Here is a 15981-nt window from a genome sequence, read left to right as displayed (position 1 = left end):
ACGATCTTGGATGCGCTCGTGGTCGGGCGGAAGTAGCTAGCCAAGTCCTACGGTGTCGTCCCGGCGAAGGCCGGGACCCATAACCACAGGCAGTGGTTTGGCGAAGACTCGTGGTGACCAACCGCGCGCTACAAATTCTCCCTGGGGTTATGGGTCCCGGCCTTCGCCGGGACGACACCCGAGTATGTGGCGATGGCGGCGGGAGGCGAGAAGCGTGAGTCACCGCCCCCTGAAATTCGCTACGCGTCGCTCTTCCGTGGCTTTCACGCCTTCCTTGAAATCCTCCGTCGCGCGCAGGCGTGTCTGTTCCTCGAGCTCGTGGTTGGTCGCGGCCATGACGCGGTCGGCGAGGCCGGCGCGCATGGTGGCGCGGGTGGAGACGAGGCCGAGCGGGGAGCATTCGGCGATTTCGCCGGCGAGCTTCAGCGCTGCGGCTTTCACCTGGTCCTGCGGCACCAGCTCGTTGGCGAGGCCCCATTTGTAGGCTTCCTCGCCGGTGACGCGGCGGCTGGTGTAGAACATCAATTCCGCATTGTTCTTCCCGATCAGCTCGGGCAGCGTCACCGTCAGGCCGAAGCCGGGATGGAAGCCCAGCTTGGTAAAGTTGGCGGAGAAGCGCGCTTCGGGGCAGGTGACGCGGAAGTCCGCCGAGACCGCGAGACCCAGTCCGCCGCCGATGGCGGCGCCCTGTACAGCGGCGACGATCGGCTTCTTGGCGCGGAAGATGCGCACGGCCTGGATGTAGAGATGGTTGATCGGGCCAAGGCTGTCCGCGGGATCGCCCTTGGCCGTCTTCTCGGCCTCGCGCGCTTCCTGCGCCTGTCGTGCCGGATCGCCGAAGTTGGCGCCGGCGCAGAACGCCTTGCCTTGCGCCGACAAGACCGAGCTGCGGATTTCGATATCGCGATCGAACTCGTCGAGCGCGTCCGCGATCTGGTTGATCAGCGAGATGTCGAAGAAATTGAGCGGCGGGCGGCGGATCTCGATGGTCCCGACGTGCCCGACCTTCTCGACGCCGATGTCCTTGTAGATGGTCATTCTAGTCTCCAGTATCTCGGTAGCGAAGAACCACCTTCCCGATGGAGGAGGTGAAGAGCGCGCGGTGCGAGAGCGTCGCTCGCATCTGACTATCGAAGTCCCAGCCCGCGCGCGATGATGCCGCGCAGCACTTCGGTGGTGCCGCCCTGGATGGTGAGTTTCGGCGCGGTCTTGATGGCGAAGTCGAGTTGCCGTTCCAGCGTCTCGCGGTTGGTCGCGGTCTCCTCGACGAAGGCGGCGAGATCGCGCACCCGATGCGGCAGCTGCTGCTCCCAGACCGTGCCGATGTCCTTGACGATGGAGGCCTCGACCACGGGTTCCTTGCCGGCTTGCAGCATGCCGGCGACCGAGACCGACATGCGCCGCATGGTGTGGAGCTGCGCCACCAGCCTTCCGATGCCTTCGGCGCTGCGCGTATCCGGATTGGGTCCGACCGCGCGGACCAGCTCGGTCAGCACGTAGTAGGTTTCCAGGAAGCGCTCGGGACCCGAGCGCTCATAGGCAAGCTCCGATGTCGCCTGTTTCCAGGCACCGTCGACCTCGCCAAGCACATGATCGTCGGGCACGAAGAAGTCGGTGAAGACGACCTCGTTGAACTCGTACTGGCCGGTGATCTGGCCGATCGGATTCACCTGGATGCCCGGCTGCTTCATCTTGACCAGGAACTGGGTCAGGCCGTGGCGGCGGTTTTCCTTGGTCGGTGGCGAGGTGCGGAAAATCGCGATCATGTAGTCGGCGATGTGCGCCGACGAGGTCCAGATCTTGGTGCCGTTGATGAGATAGCCGCCGTCGGTCTTGGTCGCGCGCGTTTTCGCCGCGAACAAGTCGGAGCCGGAGTTCGGCTCGCTCATGCCGATGGCAAAACAGATCTCGCCGCGGCAGATCCGCGGCAAGATCTCCATCTTGATGTGCTCGGGCGCGTATTTGAGCAGCACCGGCCCGCTCTGGCGGTCGGCGACGAAGAAGCGCCGCGTCGGCGCGTTGGCGATGCGCATCTCCTCCGTCACGACGTAACGTTCGAGGAACGAGCGCTCCTGGCCGCCATATTTCTTCGGCCAGGTCATTCCGAGCCAGCCCTTGGCGCCGACCCGGCGGGAAAATTCCGGCGCGTCGGTGTCCTCGCGGTTGGGCTTGTGCGGATCGAAAGTGCCGGCGGCGATTTCCTCGGCGAGGAAGGCGCGCACTTCCTTGCGCAATTGCTCGCATTCAGCCGGCAGGCGGATCGGATCGAAGCGGAGAGCGGCGGTCATGTGTTTCTCTTCCTGATCAGCGCGCGGCCACGAGCGGCCACAATTCGTCGGCGCCACGCTTCGCAACCAGCTTGCCGAGTTCGACGGCCCAGTGGCTTTCCGAGCCGAAATCGTCGCGCCAGGCGAGCGCCCGCAGCGAATAGCGGTGCAAAATGTGCTCCAGGGTAAAGCCGATCGCGCCATGGACCTGATGCGCAATGGCGCCGCCTTTTTCGGCCGCTTCCGCGCAACGGATCTTGGCGGCGGCGGCTTCGAGATAGACCTCGTCGTCGAACGATTTTGCGTTCGCGATCGCATCGGCAGCCGACGTTGCTGCCGCCAGCGCTGCGGCGGACTCGCCGGCAAGGCGGGCGAGATTATGCTGCACCGCCTGGAATTTCGAGATCTTCTTTTCGAAAGCGACACGCTCGTTGGAATAGCGCACGGAGATGTCGAGCATCGCTTCCAGCGCGCCCGCGATCTGCAGGCTGCGCGCGACGCCGCCCATCAGCATCATCGTGGTCTGGTCAAATCCCTTTGGCGCCGGCTTGACGGTGATGGGCTGGACCTTGTCGAGCATGACGGTGTCGCTGTGGTCATAACCAACATTGAGTCCGGATTCGATCCGCGCACGGGATGCCTCGACCAGTGCGATCGAGACGCCGTCCTTGCCGTGCGCAAGGACTGCAACATGCTTCGCCGCCTTGGCAAAGGGAACGCCGCGCGCGCGGCCGGAGAGCGAGCCGTCGGCGTCGAGCGTGATGCGATCCTTCGGGGAAGCCGGCAGCACGGTCATCTCGCCCTCGGGCGAGGCGATCTTCGCCTGCGCGAGCAGCCAGCCTGCGAGCATGGTTTCGGCCAGCGGAACCGAGACCGCAAATCGTCCGGCGGCATTGAGAAGCGCAAAGCCGTCAGCCAGGCTCGCGCCCGAGCCGCCGAAATCGTCAGGCACCCAGGACAATGGCAGCCCGGCCTCGCTCAGCGCTTGCCACAGCGGCGCCTGCCACGAATTCTTCTTGTCGTTGTTGATGGTTTGCGGATCGGCGAGATCGGCGAAGATTTTCTCCGCGGTCTCGACGACGATATTGTCACTCTCCGCCACAGCGTTCCCCGTGTTTCTGCCCCGTGTTTTGCCATTGGCGCGTCCGGCCGTTGGGCGGGCGTGCAGGTTCTTCTTGCGCCCGATGATCCGAAAAAGCCATGGCCCTGACAAGCGTTGATCGCAGGTCAACCTGCGGCGCGGGCATGGGCGCAAGAACCGAACTGGACTAATTCCGCTTAGCGGAGTTTGCTCGATTTGCAGGGCGCCGCAAACTCGCTAAACAGGGCCGGCCAAATCCAAAGAGCCTGCAATTCAACAAACGGGGAAGGACATCCGGATGGCAAAGGACGGCTTGTGCGCAATCCTGACGGGGTCCGCGTCCGGCCTCGGCGCGGCGACCGCGGAAATTCTCGCGCGCAGCGGGGCGCGGCTCGTCATCAACTATTCCTCGAGCGAGAGGGAAGCCGAGGCCACCGCCGAGGCCTGCCGCAAGGCGGGCGCCGCGGAGGTCGTGATCGCGCAAGGCGACGTGTCGCGCGACGAAGACTGCCGCAAGATCGTCGCGGCAGCCGGCGGCTGGGGCCGCCTCGACGCACTCGTCAACAATGCTGGCACCACCAAGCATGTCGCCCATGCAGACCTCGACGGATTGTCGGCGGAGGATTTCCAGCGCTTGTACGGCGTCAACACCATCGGCCCGTTCCAGATGGTCCGCGCGGCGCGCAGCCTGCTGGAGGCCGGCGCCAAGGCTGCGGGGCGACCGTCCGCGGTGGTGAACGTGTCGTCGGTCGCGGGGATCAGTGGAATCGGCTCGTCGATTGCGTACGCCGCGAGCAAGGGCGCGCTGAACACGATGACGCTGTCGCTGTCACGTGCGCTGGCGCCGCTGATCCGCGTCAACACGGTGTGCCCCGGCTATATCGACACGCCCTGGTTCACCAAGGGCCGCGGCGAGGCGGGCGCCAAGCAGGTGCGCGACAGCGTCGTGGCGAAGGTGCCGCTCAAGGTCGCATCATCAGCGGAGGACATCGCGCAGCTGGTCTGTTTCCTCGCGATGCCGGCGTCGAGCAACATGACCGGCGAAGTCGTGCGGATGGATGCGGGGATGCATTTGGTGACTTAGTTGACGCCGCTTCGCGCGTCATAAATTGCGGTCGTCCCGGCGAAGGCCGGGACCCATATCCACAGGCAGTCGTTGTCGCGCGAAGTCGGCAACTACCAATCTTCGCCAAACCAAATTCGGTGGCTATGGGTCCCGGCCTTCGCCGGGACGACACCGAACTTATTGATAGGCCACAGCGCAAAGGGACCGTGGGCTACCCCTTGATCACGCCGCTCGCGACCAGCCGGTGCCAGATGAACAGCACCACCACGGCGCCGATGGTGGCCATGATGAAGCCGGCGCCCTGGTCCGGACCATAATGGCCGATGGCCTGGCCGATGAAGGTCGCGAGAAACGCGCCGACGATGCCGAGGATGGTGGTGAGGATGAAACCCGACGGGTTGTTCGGCCCCGGCGCCAGCCAACGCGCGATGAGGCCGGCGACGAAGCCGACGACGATGATCCACAAGATGCCGCCCATACTCATGTCCGTGCTCCCCTCGGTTAGACCACAATCAGACTCGACCCGCGATCTCGTTGTCGGTCGGCAGCCGGCCGTCCGGCGTCAGGTGATCGACCACCTGCGGCAGATACTGGCTCAGGCCTGACAGCAGCTCGTCGCGCGACAGCCCGCTCTGGGCCGACAGGCTTTGGATCTGGTCGGCGCCGAGTGCGTTGGCGAGATCGCCAGGGGCGATCGGCTTGTTGTCGCCTTTGCCGACCCAGGAGTTCGCGGTCTCGCCGTGACCGCTCTGCTGAAGCTGATTGAGGAGATCGCCGAGCCCACCGCTGAGCACGCTGCCAGCCGCGCCTCCCGCGAGCAGGCCGCCGAGGCTGCCCTTGAGAATGTCACCGAGGCCGCCGCCAGCGCCCGCGTTTGCCGGCGGGGGGAGGTGCGTCGGTCCCGGGGAGGGCTGCGGCGCACTGCCGGATTGGTTGCCGCTCAAATGCTTGAATGCCTTCCAGGCGAGCAGGCCGAGGATCGCCATGGTCATGGGCGACATGCCGCCGCTCGATGAGGATTGCGAGCTCGGCGCGCTGGGGCCGCGCGGGCCGTTCTGCATGCCGTTGAGGACGTCGAGTAAACCCATGGCCGTCTCCTGCCGGTACAAGCCCCGTTCGAAAACATATGAGGCTCTCATGACGGTTACAAGGCGGATGCGGCGCAACCGCGCGATGGGCAGCAGAGCTCGCCTCTGCTATCGAGGGCGACTCATTTTGGGAGCGTGGCCAGGTGAATACGGATCGATCGATCGTGGTGGCCGGAGCGGGCGCGATCGGCTGCTTTGTCGGCGGCATGCTGGCGGTCGCCAATCGCCGCGTCGGGCTTTTGGTGCGGCCGCGGGTGAAGGCGGAGATCGAGCGGTTCGGGCTGCGGTTGACCGGTTTCGACGGCGCCGAGAACAAGCTCGGTGCGGGCCAGCTGGCGCTGTCGGAGGATCCCGCGATCTTGCACAGCGCCGGCATCGTGCTGGTCACGGTGAAGAGTGCGGACACAGCTGCGGTCGCGGACCTGATCGCGCAGCACGCCCCGCGGGATGCCGTCATCGTGTCCTTGCAAAACGGCGTCGGCAATGTCGCCGTCCTGCATGAGCGCCTCGGCGGCCGGCGCGTGCTCGCCGGCATGGTGCCGTTCAACGTGATCGCGATGGGCGAGGGCCGCTTCCATCGTTCGACGTCGGGTGACATTCATCTCGGCGAAGATGCGGACAACACCGCCGCCGCGCTGTCGGTGCCGGGGCTTGCCGTCCGTGCCAGCCGCGACATCACCGGCGTGCAATGGGGCAAGCTGATCATCAATTTGAACAACGCGCTCAGCGCCTTGTCGGACCTGCCGCTGGCTGCGCAATTGGCGAATCGCGAATGGCGAAAATTGTTCGCCGACCAGATGGCGGAGGGGCTGGCTGTGATCAAGGCCGCCGGCATCAATCCGGTATCGGCGACGCCGGTCCCTGCGAACTGGACACCGACCCTGCTGAGGTTGCCCGACTCGATCTTCAACCTGATCCTGGGCCGCACCGTGAAGATCGATCCCGAGGCGCGTTCCTCGATGTGGCAGGACTTGAAGCAGGGGCGCCGGACCGAGATCGACTATCTCCAGGGCGCGGTCATTGCGCTTGCCGAGCAACATGACGTCGCTGTGCCGCTGATGCGCCGCATTGTTGCGCTGATCAAGGAAGCGGAAGTCGCGGGCAAGGGTCCGCCCGGGCTGACGCCGCAGCAGATCCGCGGCTAGGGCTTGAGTGCGATGGGAGAGAACGCGATGAGGTGTTGTTTGCTGATCGGGCTCGCTTTGGCCGCCCTCTGCGGCGCTTCCACCTTCGCGGCGGCAAGGCCGCCGACCGTCATGAACTCTCCCGGCTACGACGCGCGACTGCAGGAGAGCCGCAAGGCGTTGAGCAACCCGCCGACGACAACAGCGCCGGTAACGGCACCGGTGGTGACGCCCAGGCGCAGCAAGAAGAAGCATACGAACTGACGCGCGCCGCTCGACGCGACATTTACCGCTGTCGTCCCGGATCGGCGCTCCGCTTCGCTCGCTTGTCCGGGACGACAGCGGAGTTTCATTCGGCCGGCGTGCGCTCTGGATTGCCGCCGGCTTAGCCCTTCTTCGCCGGCTTGCTCGGCGTCGGGCTGAACAGCTTCTTGAGCTCGCTCAGGCCCTCCGACAGGCGCGGCCATTCACAGGAGAACGAGCTCTTGGCGCAATTGCCGCCCTTCGGCCGCGTCCGCGGATCGGCGCCGACCGCCTGCTGGACCTTTGGCCGCTCGACCGGAACAGGCACACGCTCGATCTCGGTTCGCAGCGCGACCTCGTGGACCTCTTGTTCCTGCTGCTGGTGCGCGACGGCTTCGGCCGCAACGGTGCTGCGGCGCTGGTTGGCGAGATAGGCGGTATAGGATTGGTCGATCTTCTTCTGCTCCTCCGGCGTCGGATTTGGTCCGGCGATGTCGAAGGTGCGGTCCTGCAGGAAGTCATAATAGGAATAGCCGCCACCGGTCTTGCGGCGGCCGGCGAATTTGGCGTTGCAATCGGCAAGCGCCGCCGTTTTCTCGGCCTTGGTCGCGGCCTTCTCGGCCGCATCGGCGCATTCCTCGAAATCGACGGGGGCGTGCTTCCACCATGGCGCCTGGGCATGCGACGGCATCAGCAGAGAAAATCCTGCTGTGGCAATGACAAGCGCCGCACGACGCGATGCAACTACGTCCGACATTCTACGAGAGCATTCCTTGCAAAACTCAACCCGAACTGAGTCGGACGAATTTTTGCCCCTTTATTGCCGGCTTGTCACCCATGGAACCCGGGAATTTCATGGCTGGGGTGCTGACATTTTTTGCTTGACGTGGCGCTGGAGTCACAGCCGTACGGCAGGTGATGCGCTTAGAGTTCGGCTTGAATTTGAAGGGGAATGACCACCATGAGAGCGCTGGCCTGTCTCGCCGCAATTGCGTTGGCGCTGGTGTCCGGCCATGCGTTCGCAGCCGACGAGGATGCACCCAACCGCAAGTCGGTGAAGGTGATCGCCGACGCGAGGCTCTCCATCGGCGGTCAGGGGATGTTGCCGCTCTATCTCTCCAGCGACTGGTCGCTGCCGATGCCGGTGGTCTCGCGCGCGATCATTGTTCTGCACGGACGCCTGCGCAATGCCGACGAATATTATTTGTCAGCGCACACCGCGCAGCTCGCAGCCGGCGACGACGGCAAGAGCGCGCTCATGATCGTGCCGCAGTTCCTGGCGGAGATCGACATCGAAGCGCACAAGCTGCCCGCGGACACGCTGCGCTGGTCGCTGGAGGGATGGGAGGGCGGCGACGCTGCGCTGGCGCCGAATCCGGTTTCTTCTTTCGAGGCACTGGATGCGATTCTCGCAAAACTCTCCGACCGGCGCATCTTCCCGAATCTGAAGCAGGTCGTGGTTGCCGGTCATTCCGGCGGCGGGCAGGTCGCGCAGCGCTATGCCATTGCGGGCAAGGGCGAGGCGATGCTGTCGCGCCAGCACATCGACGTCCGCTACGTCGTCGCCAACCCGTCCTCCTACGCCTATTTCAGCGCGGATCGGCCCGTGCCCGCTGTTGCCGCATCCTGCCCGGGCTACAACAAATGGAAATACGGCATGGACGAGCGCCCGCTTTACCTCGCCGACGCCACACCGGCCGCGCTCGAGCAGCGCTATGTCGAGCGTGACGTGATCTACCTGCTCGGCACGCTCGACAACAATCCGGAGCACCCGGCGCTCGACAAGAGCTGCATGGCGAAGGCGCAAGGCCCTTATCGCTACGCCCGCGGTCACGCCTATGTGGAGGCGATGGCAAAGCGTGACCATGGCACGCCCAATCACCGGGTGTGGGACGTCGCCGGCGTCGGCCATGACGGCGACAAGATGCTGACCTCGAAATGCGGGCTTGCCGCGCTGTTCGACAGTCCCGGTTGCGGGGCGGAGCGGTGACGCGGATGAGAAGGGCGGGGCTTTCATGACCATCACCATCGCTGCCAACAGCGTGCCGAAACCGCCGGCCGATATCATCGCGAGTTTCAGGGCGGCGCCGACCTCGATCATCTCCGACAATCTCGGCCGGCTGCCGGGCGCGGTCGGGCTCAAGCCCTGCCATCGCGGCGGCAAGCTGGTGGGGACGGCGTTCACGGTGCGCACGCGGCCGGGCGACAATCTCGCGATCCACCGTGCGCTCGAGCTGGTCGGACCCGGCGACGTCATCGTGGTCGATGGCGGCGGCGACGAGACCCGGGCGCTGGTCGGCGAGATCATGAAGAACATCGCGCAGTGGCGCAAAGCCGAAGGCTACGTGATCGACGGCGCGATCCGCGACGTCGCGTCTTTCGCCGGGGACGACTTTCCCTGCTTCGCCCGCGCGGTGATCCACCGCGGCCCCTACAAGAACGGCCCCGGCGAGATCAACGTGCCGGTCTCGATCGGCGGCAGCGTGATCTCGCCCGGCGACATCGTGGTCGGCGACGAGGACGGCGTGGTGTCGTTTCCCGCCGCCGGCGCAGCGGCGCTGCTCGACGCGGTGCGTGCCCAGATCACCCGTGAGGAAGAGACGCTGAAGGCCATCCGCGAGGGCCGCTACCAGGGCTTGTACGGGAAATCCTGATCAGACCCCCTCGGACCGTGGAAACTGGAGGCTTTCGGTCTCGCCACCGCTTTGATATGAACGGCGCCGGTAACCCGCCGCTCGGTGGGTTCCGCGGTCCCGTAGCTCAGCCGGATAGAGCGACGGTTTCCTAAACCGTAGGTCGGAAGTTCGAGTCTTCCCGGGATCGCCATTTTGTCATGGGCCATCGCCCTTCTTTCCCACGCTCCATCGCGCAAAACTTGCTAGAAGCGGGAAAACTCCCTCCTAGCCTCGCCGACATGTCGGCCCCGCCTCACTGCCGCATCCGGAGACGACAATGCCTTTCGACTTGATCCTGCGCGGCGGCCGTGTGGTCGATCCGTCCCAGAAGCTCGATGCCGTGACCGATGTCGCCTTTGCCGGCGGCAAGGTCGCTGCAGTCGGCAGCGGGCTCAAGGCGGATCCGGGCACCGAGGTGCGCGACGTTTCCAGCTACATCGTCACCCCCGGGCTGATCGACCTTCACACCCACGTCTATTGGGGCGGCACCTCGCTCGGCATCGATGCCGAGGAATTCTGCCGCAACTCCGGCGTCACCACCTCGGTCGACACCGGCAGCGCCGGCCCCGGCAATTTCGCGGGCTTCCGCAAGCATGTGATCGAGCCGAGCCAGGTCCGCATCCTCGCTTATCTGCACGTCTCGCATGCCGGCATCTTCGGCTTCTCGCAGCGGGTCATGGTCGGCGAGAGCGAGGAATTGCGGCTGATGAATCCGATCGAGGCGGCCAAGGTGGCGGATGCCAATCGCGACCTCGTCGTCGGCATCAAGGTGCGCGTCGGGCTGCATGCCTCGGGCACCTCGGGGACGGTGCCGCTCGACATCGCGCTACAGGTCGCAGACGAGGTCGGCATGCCCCTGATGGCGCATATCGACCATCCGCCGCCGAGCTACGAGGAGGTGCTGGCGCGCCTGCGTCCCGGCGACGTGCTGACCCACGCGTTCCGGCCGTTCCCGAACACGCCGGCGACCGCGCAAGGCACGGTGAAGAGGGCGGTGCTGGACGCGCGCGAGCGCGGCGTGCTGTTCGATATCGGTCACGGCAAGGGCTCGTTCGCTTTCAAGACCGCGCGCGCGATGCTCGCCAACGGCTTCTATCCGGACACCATCTCGTCGGACATCCATCAGCTCTGCATCGACGGCCCGGCCTTCGACCAGGTCACGACGCTGTCGAAATTTCTGTGCATGGGCATGCCGCTGTCGGATGTAATCGCAAGCTCGACCGTCAACGCCGCCATGGCACTGCGGCGGCCCGAGCTCGGCAGCCTCAAGCCCGGCAGCGTCGGCGATGCCACGCTGATCTCGGTGAGGGAAGGCCAGTTCGACTATGAGGACGTGGTCGGCGAGCACCTGATCGGCGACCGCAAGATCGTCTCCGAAGGCGTCGTCGTCGGCGGCCGCTGGTGGCATCCGAATTAGGTGGAGCGCAACGCGTCGGCCGAATTTCGCCTCTTCCCGCTTGCAGCAGGGCGACCGCATTTAAGAGCGGGCTCCCCGCGGCCTATCCTTCGAGACGCCCGCTTTGGCGGGCTCCTCAGGATGAGGGCGGAGTGCGCGGTCAAAGTTTTCAGCGGGCGCCGATGCCCCTTAGCCTCATCCTGAGGAGACCGCGGAGCGGTCGTCTCGAAGGACGAGGCGCGCGCTCAAAAGAATCGGCTCAGTCGGTCTGTCCCAGTCGCAAATATCTTTCCGCCAAGGTGAGGACGTTCGTCGATTTCCTCGCTACCGACAAGCGGATGAGATAGCGACTATAGCGATCTTGCGATCAGCAGCTTCATGATCTCGTTGGTGCCGCCGTAGATCTTCTGGATGCGGGAATCGATGAAGATGCGCGAGATCGGATATTCCTGCATGTAGCCGTAGCCGCCGAACAGCTGCAGGCATTCGTCGGCGGTCTGGACCTGCTTGTCCGAGCACCAGTATTTCGCCATCGACGCCGTGACGGTGTCGAGGTCCTTGGCGATCAGTCGCTCGATGCACCAGTCGACGAAGACGCGCGCGATCATGGCCTCGGTCTTGCGTTCCGCGAGCGTGAAGGCGGTGTTCTGGAAATCCATCAGCGGCTTGCCGAACGCCGTCCGCTCCTTGGTATATTCTGTGGTGAGCTTGACCGCGCGCTCCATCGAGGCGACGGCGCCGACCGCGAGCGCCAGCCGCTCCTGCGGCAATTGCTGCATCAGCTGGACAAAACCCTGGCCTTCCTCGCCGCCGAGCAGATTGTCCGGCGGCACCGTGACATTGTCGAAGAACAGCTCCGACGTGTCGGAGGCATGCAGGCCGATCTTGTCGAGGTTGCGCCCGCGCTTGTAGCCGTCCGCGCCCGCGGTCTCGACCACGATCAGCGAAATGCCCTTGGCGCCGACCTCGCCGGTCCGCGCCACCACGATCACGAGATCGGCGGCCTGGCCGTTGGTGATGAACGTCTTCTGGCCGTTGATGACGTAGGAATTGCCTTGCTTTTTTGCCGTGGTCTTCACGGCCTGGAGGTCAGAGCCGGTGCCGGGCTCGGTCATGGCGATGGCACCGACCATCTCGCCCGAAGCCATCTTCGGCAGCCAGCGCTTCCTCTGCTCCTCCGAGCCGTAGTTGAGGATGTAGTGCGCGACGATGGCGCTGTGCACGGAAACGCCGGTCGTCAGCTCCGGCACGGTGCTTTCGAGGTCTTCCAGCACCGCGGCGTCATAGGCGAAGTTCGCGCCCAGTCCGCCATACTCCTCCGGTACGCTTGCGAGCAGCGCGCCCATCTCGCCAAGCCCGCGCCATGCAAAGCGCTCGACCATCTTCTGCTCGCGCCATTTCTCGGCGTGCGGTGCCAGATCCTTGGCGAGATATTTCCGGAACTGGTCGCGGAAGACATCGAGTTCTTCAGTCATCCAGGAGGAGCGGTAGGACATGGCGGCCTCGATCGTGCTGGCGATGTGTCCGCTCAGCCGTGCCACAAGGCGAGACGCGGGCGCAAGCCCGTCGTGTTGCGACGCCGACCGGAGCTGCCAAAGATCGTGTCTTGAGGCTGCGTCGGCGGATGCCCTATCCCGCCTGCGCGGTCTTGCCGCCGTCGACGACGAACTGGCCCCCCGTCGTGTAGGGATGATCGTCCGAGGCGAGCACGAGTGCGAAGGCTGCGATCTCCTCCGCCGTCGCCACGCGCTGCATTCCCGGTACATGGGATTTGGCCCATTGCGCGATGGCGACGTGCCAGGCGGCATCGGGCAGGTTTTCCATGCCGGCGAGCCGTCGGATGAAGGGCGTATCCGTGGTGCCGGGAATCAGCGTATTGATGCGGATCCCGTATTGGGCATATTCGAGTGCTGCGGCCTGAACCATGCCGACAAGCCCGCGCTTGGCGGCGGAATAGGCCGAACGGTTCGCCGTGGTGGCGATGGCGTTGGATGACGACGTCACCACGATCGACCCACCCGTCCGCAGCATGTGCGGAATCTGGTACTTCATCGAGAGGAACACACCGCGCAGGTCGGTATTGATCACATCGTCGAATTCGGCCGCGCTGTACTGGTGCAGCGGCTTTTCGATCGAGATGCCGGCATTGTTGAAAGCGACATCGAGGCGGCCGTGAAGATCGATCGTTTTATCGACCAAGGCCTTGACCTCGGCCTCGTTGCGGACATCGGCGCGGACGAACGTTGCGTTGCCGCCGCCCGCCTTGATCTCGTCCTCAACCCGCGTTCCGCGCTCGACATTGCGTCCACAGAACACGACCTTGCCGCCTTCGGCGGCGAACATCAATGCGGCGGCGCGGCCGATGCCGGAAGTGCCGCCGGTCACGATGACGGTCTTGTCGTCGAAGCGGCGCCTGCCGCTCGGCTTCTGCTGCGGCAGCGCCGCGCTCTGGCCGAGCGCGATGCCGCCGGCCAGGCCGCCGACGGTGCTCGCCAGCATGCCCAGCGCGGCGCCGGCCACCAGATGACGCCGCTTTACGCGCGAACTTGCGGTGCTATGCTGCATTTCGGTCATTTCGAACTCCCGGCTGACCAATCTAAACGGTGTTAAGATAGGTAGTCTGCAATCTGAACAGTGTCAAGTTAGCATGACGAAATCGAAAACGCCGCGCGCCGCGCCGAGCCACCGGGCTCCCCGGCCCGAACCCGGCTATCATCACGGAGAGCTTCAGGAGGCTCTGATCGCAGCGAGCGAGGCCATTTTGGCCGAGCACGGCGCCGAAGCTTTTACCCTGCGCGAGGCCGCTCGCCGCGCCGGTGTGTCTCCGGCCGCACCGTCGCACCACTTCGGCAATGCGCAGGGCCTGCTGACCGAGGTGGCGATCCGCGGTTATGATGCACTGGCCGGCGCGCTGCGCGATGCTGCGTCCCGCAAGCAGGGAGCGCGCGAAAAGCTTCAGGCCCAGGGGCTTGCCTATGTCGAATTCGCGCTCAAGCATCCCGGCCGATTCCAGATGATGTTTGCCAACAAGCGCCTCGTCGCCGACGACTCGCGTCTGACGCAGGCGAGCAGGGCGGCCGGCCGCGAGTTCGAGATCATTATCGCCGAGCTCGTCGGCGGGACGCCGAAAGAGGCGAAGATTGCGGCGGCGGCGGCCTGGTCGACTGTCCACGGCTTTGCCAAGCTGGCGCTGGAGGAGAAATTCGGCTCGGTCGGCAGCGAGGCCGGACATCGCGAGATCATGACGACGCTTGGTCGCGTTCTGAATTATCTCTGGCCCGCAAGTGGGGCGCGCCGCTAAGTGCCGATCGAGGGCTGAACGCGTCATGAGGACCAAGGCAACAGAGCTCAAGCTCGACATCGCGCGCATCGGCACGGTCTCGGCGATGCTGACGCGGCCGGAGCATGCGCGGGCCTGCTACGTTCTGGCGCATGGCGCCGGCGCCGATATGCGGCATTCGTTCATGAACGAGGTCGCGGAGGGGCTCGCGGAGCGCGGCATCGCCGCGTTCCGCTTCAATTTTCCCTACATGGAGAGGAAACAAGGGCGCCCCGACCAGCCGGCGGTCGCGCACGCCACCATCCGCGCGGCAGTCGAGGAGGCGGCGCGGCTGTGTCCCGGGCTCAAGCTCGTCGCGGGTGGAAAATCGTTCGGCGGGCGAATGACGTCGCAGGCCCAGTCCAAGGCCTCGCTGCCTAATGTCAAAGGGCTCGCCTTCCTCGGTTTTCCCCTGCATGCCGACAACAAGCCATCGAGTGAGCGCGCCGAGCACCTCGCCGGCATCGCAATTCCCATGCTGTTCCTGCAAGGCACGCGCGACAAGCTCGCCAACCTCGGTCTTCTCAAGCCCGTGGTGGCGGCGCTCGGGGCGAAGGCGACGCTGCATGAGATCGCAGGCGGCGATCACTCCTTCGCGGTGCTGAAAAAGTCCGGCCGCACCAATGAAGAAGCGCTGACCGAGGTGCTCGATACGCTCGCGGCGTGGATCGACGCGCTCGCCTGAATTCAGGCGGAGTAAAGCCCCTTGTCGCGCGCCTTCTGGATCGCGAGCGCGGCGATCAGGTCCAGCGTCGGCGTCGAGAGGCAGGCAGTGCCCGCGAAGGCGGCGGGCGCCTTCACCAGCACGTCGATCTCCATGGCGCGGCCGAGCTCGTAGTCCTGCAGCAGCGACGGCTTGTGGTTGGGGGCGGGGCCGCTGCGGGTCACGCGCTTGACCTCGGGAATGAAGTGCTGCGCGATGTCGTTGGCCTCGTTCAGCATGCGCGGGATCACTTCGGTAAAGGCGGGGTCGTCGCGCACGCCGCGCGCGGTCTGGCCGGTGAGCAGGCACAGCACCGAGAGCGACATGTTGGTCAGCAGCTTTGACCAGATCGCCTCGCGGATATCGGAAACCGGCGGCGAGTCCAGCCGAGCGTCGTTCAACACGTTCCGGAGTTTGGTGATGCGCTCGCAATGGCGGTCGTCGCATTCGCCGATCAGCAGGCGGTTGCGATCGGGCGTGAGGTTTTGCACCACGCCCGGTGCGATCACCTCGTTGGACGAGAACACCACCCCACCGACGATCCGCTCTTTCGGGATGCAGGCGCGCAGCCGTCCGCCGGGATCAAGGAAGGAGATGTCGGGCGGGGTCGGGTGCCGCGGCGGCAGGCCGATCCCATACCACCAGGGAATGCCGTTCTGGGCGAACACGATCGCGGTATCGTCCTGGAGCAGCGGCTTGAGGCTGGCGACCAGCCCCTGGAGCGCAGTCGCTTTCAGCGTGCTGATCACCACGTCCTGCGGTCCGAGCAGGGCCGGATCGCCCGTGGCATTCACCTTGGCTCCCACCTCGGAATCGCCGACGCGCAGCTTCAGGCCGTTCGCGCGCACCGCTTCGAGATGCGCGCCCCGCATCACGCACGAGACCTCATGGCCGGCACGGGCCAGCCTGACCGCGATATGGCTCCCGACGGCGCCTGCGCCGAAAATGCAGATGCGCATGATGTGATGTCCCCGTCCTGATCCGTTGACTGCCGCCCGGCGCCAGCATGGCACAAGCCG

Annotated in this window: 17 protein-coding genes and 1 tRNA gene; 9 read left to right on the top strand and 9 right to left on the bottom strand. The window is 65.3% G+C overall.

All coding sequences use genetic code 11. From position 1 onward, the window contains the following. Positions 1–219: 219 nt before the first annotated feature. From AC0L2O_RS23925 to AC0L2O_RS23915, 3 genes are all read right to left on the bottom strand, one after another. Complete coding sequence (locus tag AC0L2O_RS23925) at positions 220–1038, bottom strand: enoyl-CoA hydratase/isomerase family protein (RefSeq protein WP_473371425.1); 819 nt, start codon at positions 1036–1038, stop codon at positions 220–222. Positions 1039–1127: 89 nt separating this feature from the next. Further along, positions 1128–2288 (bottom strand): acyl-CoA dehydrogenase family protein, encoded by a 1161-nt coding sequence (locus AC0L2O_RS23920; RefSeq protein WP_473371424.1) that lies wholly within the window; start codon positions 2286–2288, stop codon positions 1128–1130. 16 nt (positions 2289–2304) lie between these two features. Beyond that, positions 2305–3369, bottom strand: a complete 1065-nt coding sequence (locus AC0L2O_RS23915; protein ID WP_473371423.1) for an acyl-CoA dehydrogenase family protein — start codon at positions 3367–3369, stop codon at positions 2305–2307. 277 nt (positions 3370–3646) lie between these two features. On the opposite strand from AC0L2O_RS23915, the gene AC0L2O_RS23910 reads away from it, so the two are divergent. Further along, positions 3647–4432, top strand: a complete 786-nt coding sequence (locus AC0L2O_RS23910) for an SDR family NAD(P)-dependent oxidoreductase (protein ID WP_473371422.1) — start codon at positions 3647–3649, stop codon at positions 4430–4432. 193 nt (positions 4433–4625) lie between these two features. Here the strand turns inward: AC0L2O_RS23910 and AC0L2O_RS23905 are convergent, their stop codons facing one another. Beyond that, a complete protein-coding gene (locus tag AC0L2O_RS23905) occupies positions 4626–4898 on the bottom strand; it encodes a GlsB/YeaQ/YmgE family stress response membrane protein (protein ID WP_197087151.1) in 273 nt (90 codons plus the stop codon). 28 nt (positions 4899–4926) lie between these two features. Beyond that, entirely contained in the window at positions 4927–5502 is a 576-nt protein-coding gene (locus AC0L2O_RS23900) for a YidB family protein (RefSeq protein WP_473371421.1), read from the bottom strand. A 143-nt stretch (positions 5503–5645) separates the two neighbouring features. On the opposite strand from AC0L2O_RS23900, the gene AC0L2O_RS23895 reads away from it, so the two are divergent. Then, entirely contained in the window at positions 5646–6647 is a 1002-nt protein-coding gene (locus AC0L2O_RS23895; protein WP_473371420.1) for a 2-dehydropantoate 2-reductase, read from the top strand. 27 nt (positions 6648–6674) lie between these two features. Then, on the top strand, positions 6675–6890 hold the full coding sequence (locus tag AC0L2O_RS23890; protein ID WP_369719780.1) for a hypothetical protein: 216 nt from the start codon (positions 6675–6677) through the stop codon (positions 6888–6890). 121 nt (positions 6891–7011) lie between these two features. Here the strand turns inward: AC0L2O_RS23890 and AC0L2O_RS23885 are convergent, their stop codons facing one another. Continuing rightward, a complete protein-coding gene (locus AC0L2O_RS23885) occupies positions 7012–7626 on the bottom strand; it encodes a hypothetical protein (protein WP_473371419.1) in 615 nt (204 codons plus the stop codon). A 204-nt stretch (positions 7627–7830) separates the two neighbouring features. On the opposite strand from AC0L2O_RS23885, the gene AC0L2O_RS23880 reads away from it, so the two are divergent. The 4 genes from AC0L2O_RS23880 (at position 7831) to AC0L2O_RS23865 (ending at position 10961) form a co-directional block, all read left to right on the top strand. Next, positions 7831–8859, top strand: a complete 1029-nt coding sequence (locus tag AC0L2O_RS23880) for an alpha/beta hydrolase (RefSeq protein WP_473371438.1) — start codon at positions 7831–7833, stop codon at positions 8857–8859. Positions 8860–8884: 25 nt separating this feature from the next. Beyond that, positions 8885–9523 (top strand): RraA family protein, encoded by a 639-nt coding sequence (locus tag AC0L2O_RS23875; protein ID WP_473371418.1) that lies wholly within the window; start codon positions 8885–8887, stop codon positions 9521–9523. A 95-nt stretch (positions 9524–9618) separates the two neighbouring features. Further along, positions 9619–9695 (top strand) — tRNA-Arg (locus AC0L2O_RS23870). Between the two features lie 126 nt (positions 9696–9821). After that, positions 9822–10961, top strand: coding sequence for an amidohydrolase/deacetylase family metallohydrolase (locus AC0L2O_RS23865; RefSeq protein ID WP_473371417.1), 1140 nt, complete (start codon positions 9822–9824; stop codon positions 10959–10961). A gap of 329 nt (positions 10962–11290) precedes the next feature. Here AC0L2O_RS23865 and AC0L2O_RS23860 read toward each other — a convergent pair whose 3' ends face one another. Both AC0L2O_RS23860 and AC0L2O_RS23855 read right to left on the bottom strand, forming a co-directional pair. After that, on the bottom strand, positions 11291–12436 hold the full coding sequence (locus tag AC0L2O_RS23860) for an acyl-CoA dehydrogenase family protein (protein ID WP_409191012.1): 1146 nt from the start codon (positions 12434–12436) through the stop codon (positions 11291–11293). Positions 12437–12569: 133 nt separating this feature from the next. Continuing rightward, the gene (locus AC0L2O_RS23855; protein WP_473371416.1) at positions 12570–13514 is read right to left on the bottom strand and encodes an SDR family NAD(P)-dependent oxidoreductase; all 945 of its coding nucleotides are present in this window, start codon (positions 13512–13514) and stop codon (positions 12570–12572) included. A gap of 73 nt (positions 13515–13587) precedes the next feature. Here AC0L2O_RS23855 and AC0L2O_RS23850 point away from each other — a divergent pair, with 73 nt between their 5' ends. Then, the gene (locus AC0L2O_RS23850; protein ID WP_369719721.1) at positions 13588–14241 is read left to right on the top strand and encodes a TetR/AcrR family transcriptional regulator; all 654 of its coding nucleotides are present in this window, start codon (positions 13588–13590) and stop codon (positions 14239–14241) included. A gap of 25 nt (positions 14242–14266) precedes the next feature. After that, positions 14267–14944 carry an alpha/beta hydrolase family protein gene (locus tag AC0L2O_RS23845; protein ID WP_473371415.1) on the top strand — a complete coding sequence of 226 codons (678 nt, stop codon included), beginning with the start codon at positions 14267–14269 and terminating at the stop codon, positions 14942–14944. Positions 14945–14946: 2 nt separating this feature from the next. Here the strand turns inward: AC0L2O_RS23845 and AC0L2O_RS23840 are convergent, their stop codons facing one another. Beyond that, a complete protein-coding gene (locus tag AC0L2O_RS23840) occupies positions 14947–15921 on the bottom strand; it encodes a ketopantoate reductase family protein (protein WP_473371414.1) in 975 nt (324 codons plus the stop codon). Between the last annotated feature and the right edge of the window lie 60 nt (positions 15922–15981).

The sequence above is a fragment of the Bradyrhizobium sp. Kon10 genome, from assembly GCF_055807395.1.
Note: the sequence above shows the minus strand (reverse complement) of the source record. Positions and strands in the feature narration are given on the sequence as shown.

What these genes read in the sequence shown, in the direction of transcription:
- AC0L2O_RS23925 (WP_473371425.1), bottom strand. Translation starts at nt 1,038, where the DNA reads ATGACCATCTACAAGGACATCGGCGTCGAGAAGGTCGGGCACGTCGGG.
- AC0L2O_RS23920 (WP_473371424.1), bottom strand. Translation starts at nt 2,288, where the DNA reads ATGACCGCCGCTCTCCGCTTCGATCCGATCCGCCTGCCGGCTGAATGC.
- AC0L2O_RS23910 (WP_473371422.1), top strand. Translation starts at nt 3,647, where the DNA reads ATGGCAAAGGACGGCTTGTGCGCAATCCTGACGGGGTCCGCGTCCGGC.
- AC0L2O_RS23905 (WP_197087151.1), bottom strand. Translation starts at nt 4,898, where the DNA reads ATGAGTATGGGCGGCATCTTGTGGATCATCGTCGTCGGCTTCGTCGCC.
- AC0L2O_RS23900 (WP_473371421.1), bottom strand. Translation starts at nt 5,502, where the DNA reads ATGGGTTTACTCGACGTCCTCAACGGCATGCAGAACGGCCCGCGCGGC.
- AC0L2O_RS23890 (WP_369719780.1), top strand. Translation starts at nt 6,675, where the DNA reads ATGAGGTGTTGTTTGCTGATCGGGCTCGCTTTGGCCGCCCTCTGCGGC.
- AC0L2O_RS23885 (WP_473371419.1), bottom strand. Translation starts at nt 7,626, where the DNA reads ATGTCGGACGTAGTTGCATCGCGTCGTGCGGCGCTTGTCATTGCCACA.
- AC0L2O_RS23880 (WP_473371438.1), top strand. Translation starts at nt 7,831, where the DNA reads ATGAGAGCGCTGGCCTGTCTCGCCGCAATTGCGTTGGCGCTGGTGTCC.
- AC0L2O_RS23875 (WP_473371418.1), top strand. Translation starts at nt 8,885, where the DNA reads ATGACCATCACCATCGCTGCCAACAGCGTGCCGAAACCGCCGGCCGAT.
- AC0L2O_RS23865 (WP_473371417.1), top strand. Translation starts at nt 9,822, where the DNA reads ATGCCTTTCGACTTGATCCTGCGCGGCGGCCGTGTGGTCGATCCGTCC.
- AC0L2O_RS23860 (WP_409191012.1), bottom strand. Translation starts at nt 12,436, where the DNA reads ATGTCCTACCGCTCCTCCTGGATGACTGAAGAACTCGATGTCTTCCGC.
- AC0L2O_RS23855 (WP_473371416.1), bottom strand. Translation starts at nt 13,514, where the DNA reads ATGACCGAAATGCAGCATAGCACCGCAAGTTCGCGCGTAAAGCGGCGT.
- AC0L2O_RS23850 (WP_369719721.1), top strand. Translation starts at nt 13,588, where the DNA reads ATGACGAAATCGAAAACGCCGCGCGCCGCGCCGAGCCACCGGGCTCCC.
- AC0L2O_RS23845 (WP_473371415.1), top strand. Translation starts at nt 14,267, where the DNA reads ATGAGGACCAAGGCAACAGAGCTCAAGCTCGACATCGCGCGCATCGGC.
- AC0L2O_RS23840 (WP_473371414.1), bottom strand. Translation starts at nt 15,921, where the DNA reads ATGCGCATCTGCATTTTCGGCGCAGGCGCCGTCGGGAGCCATATCGCG.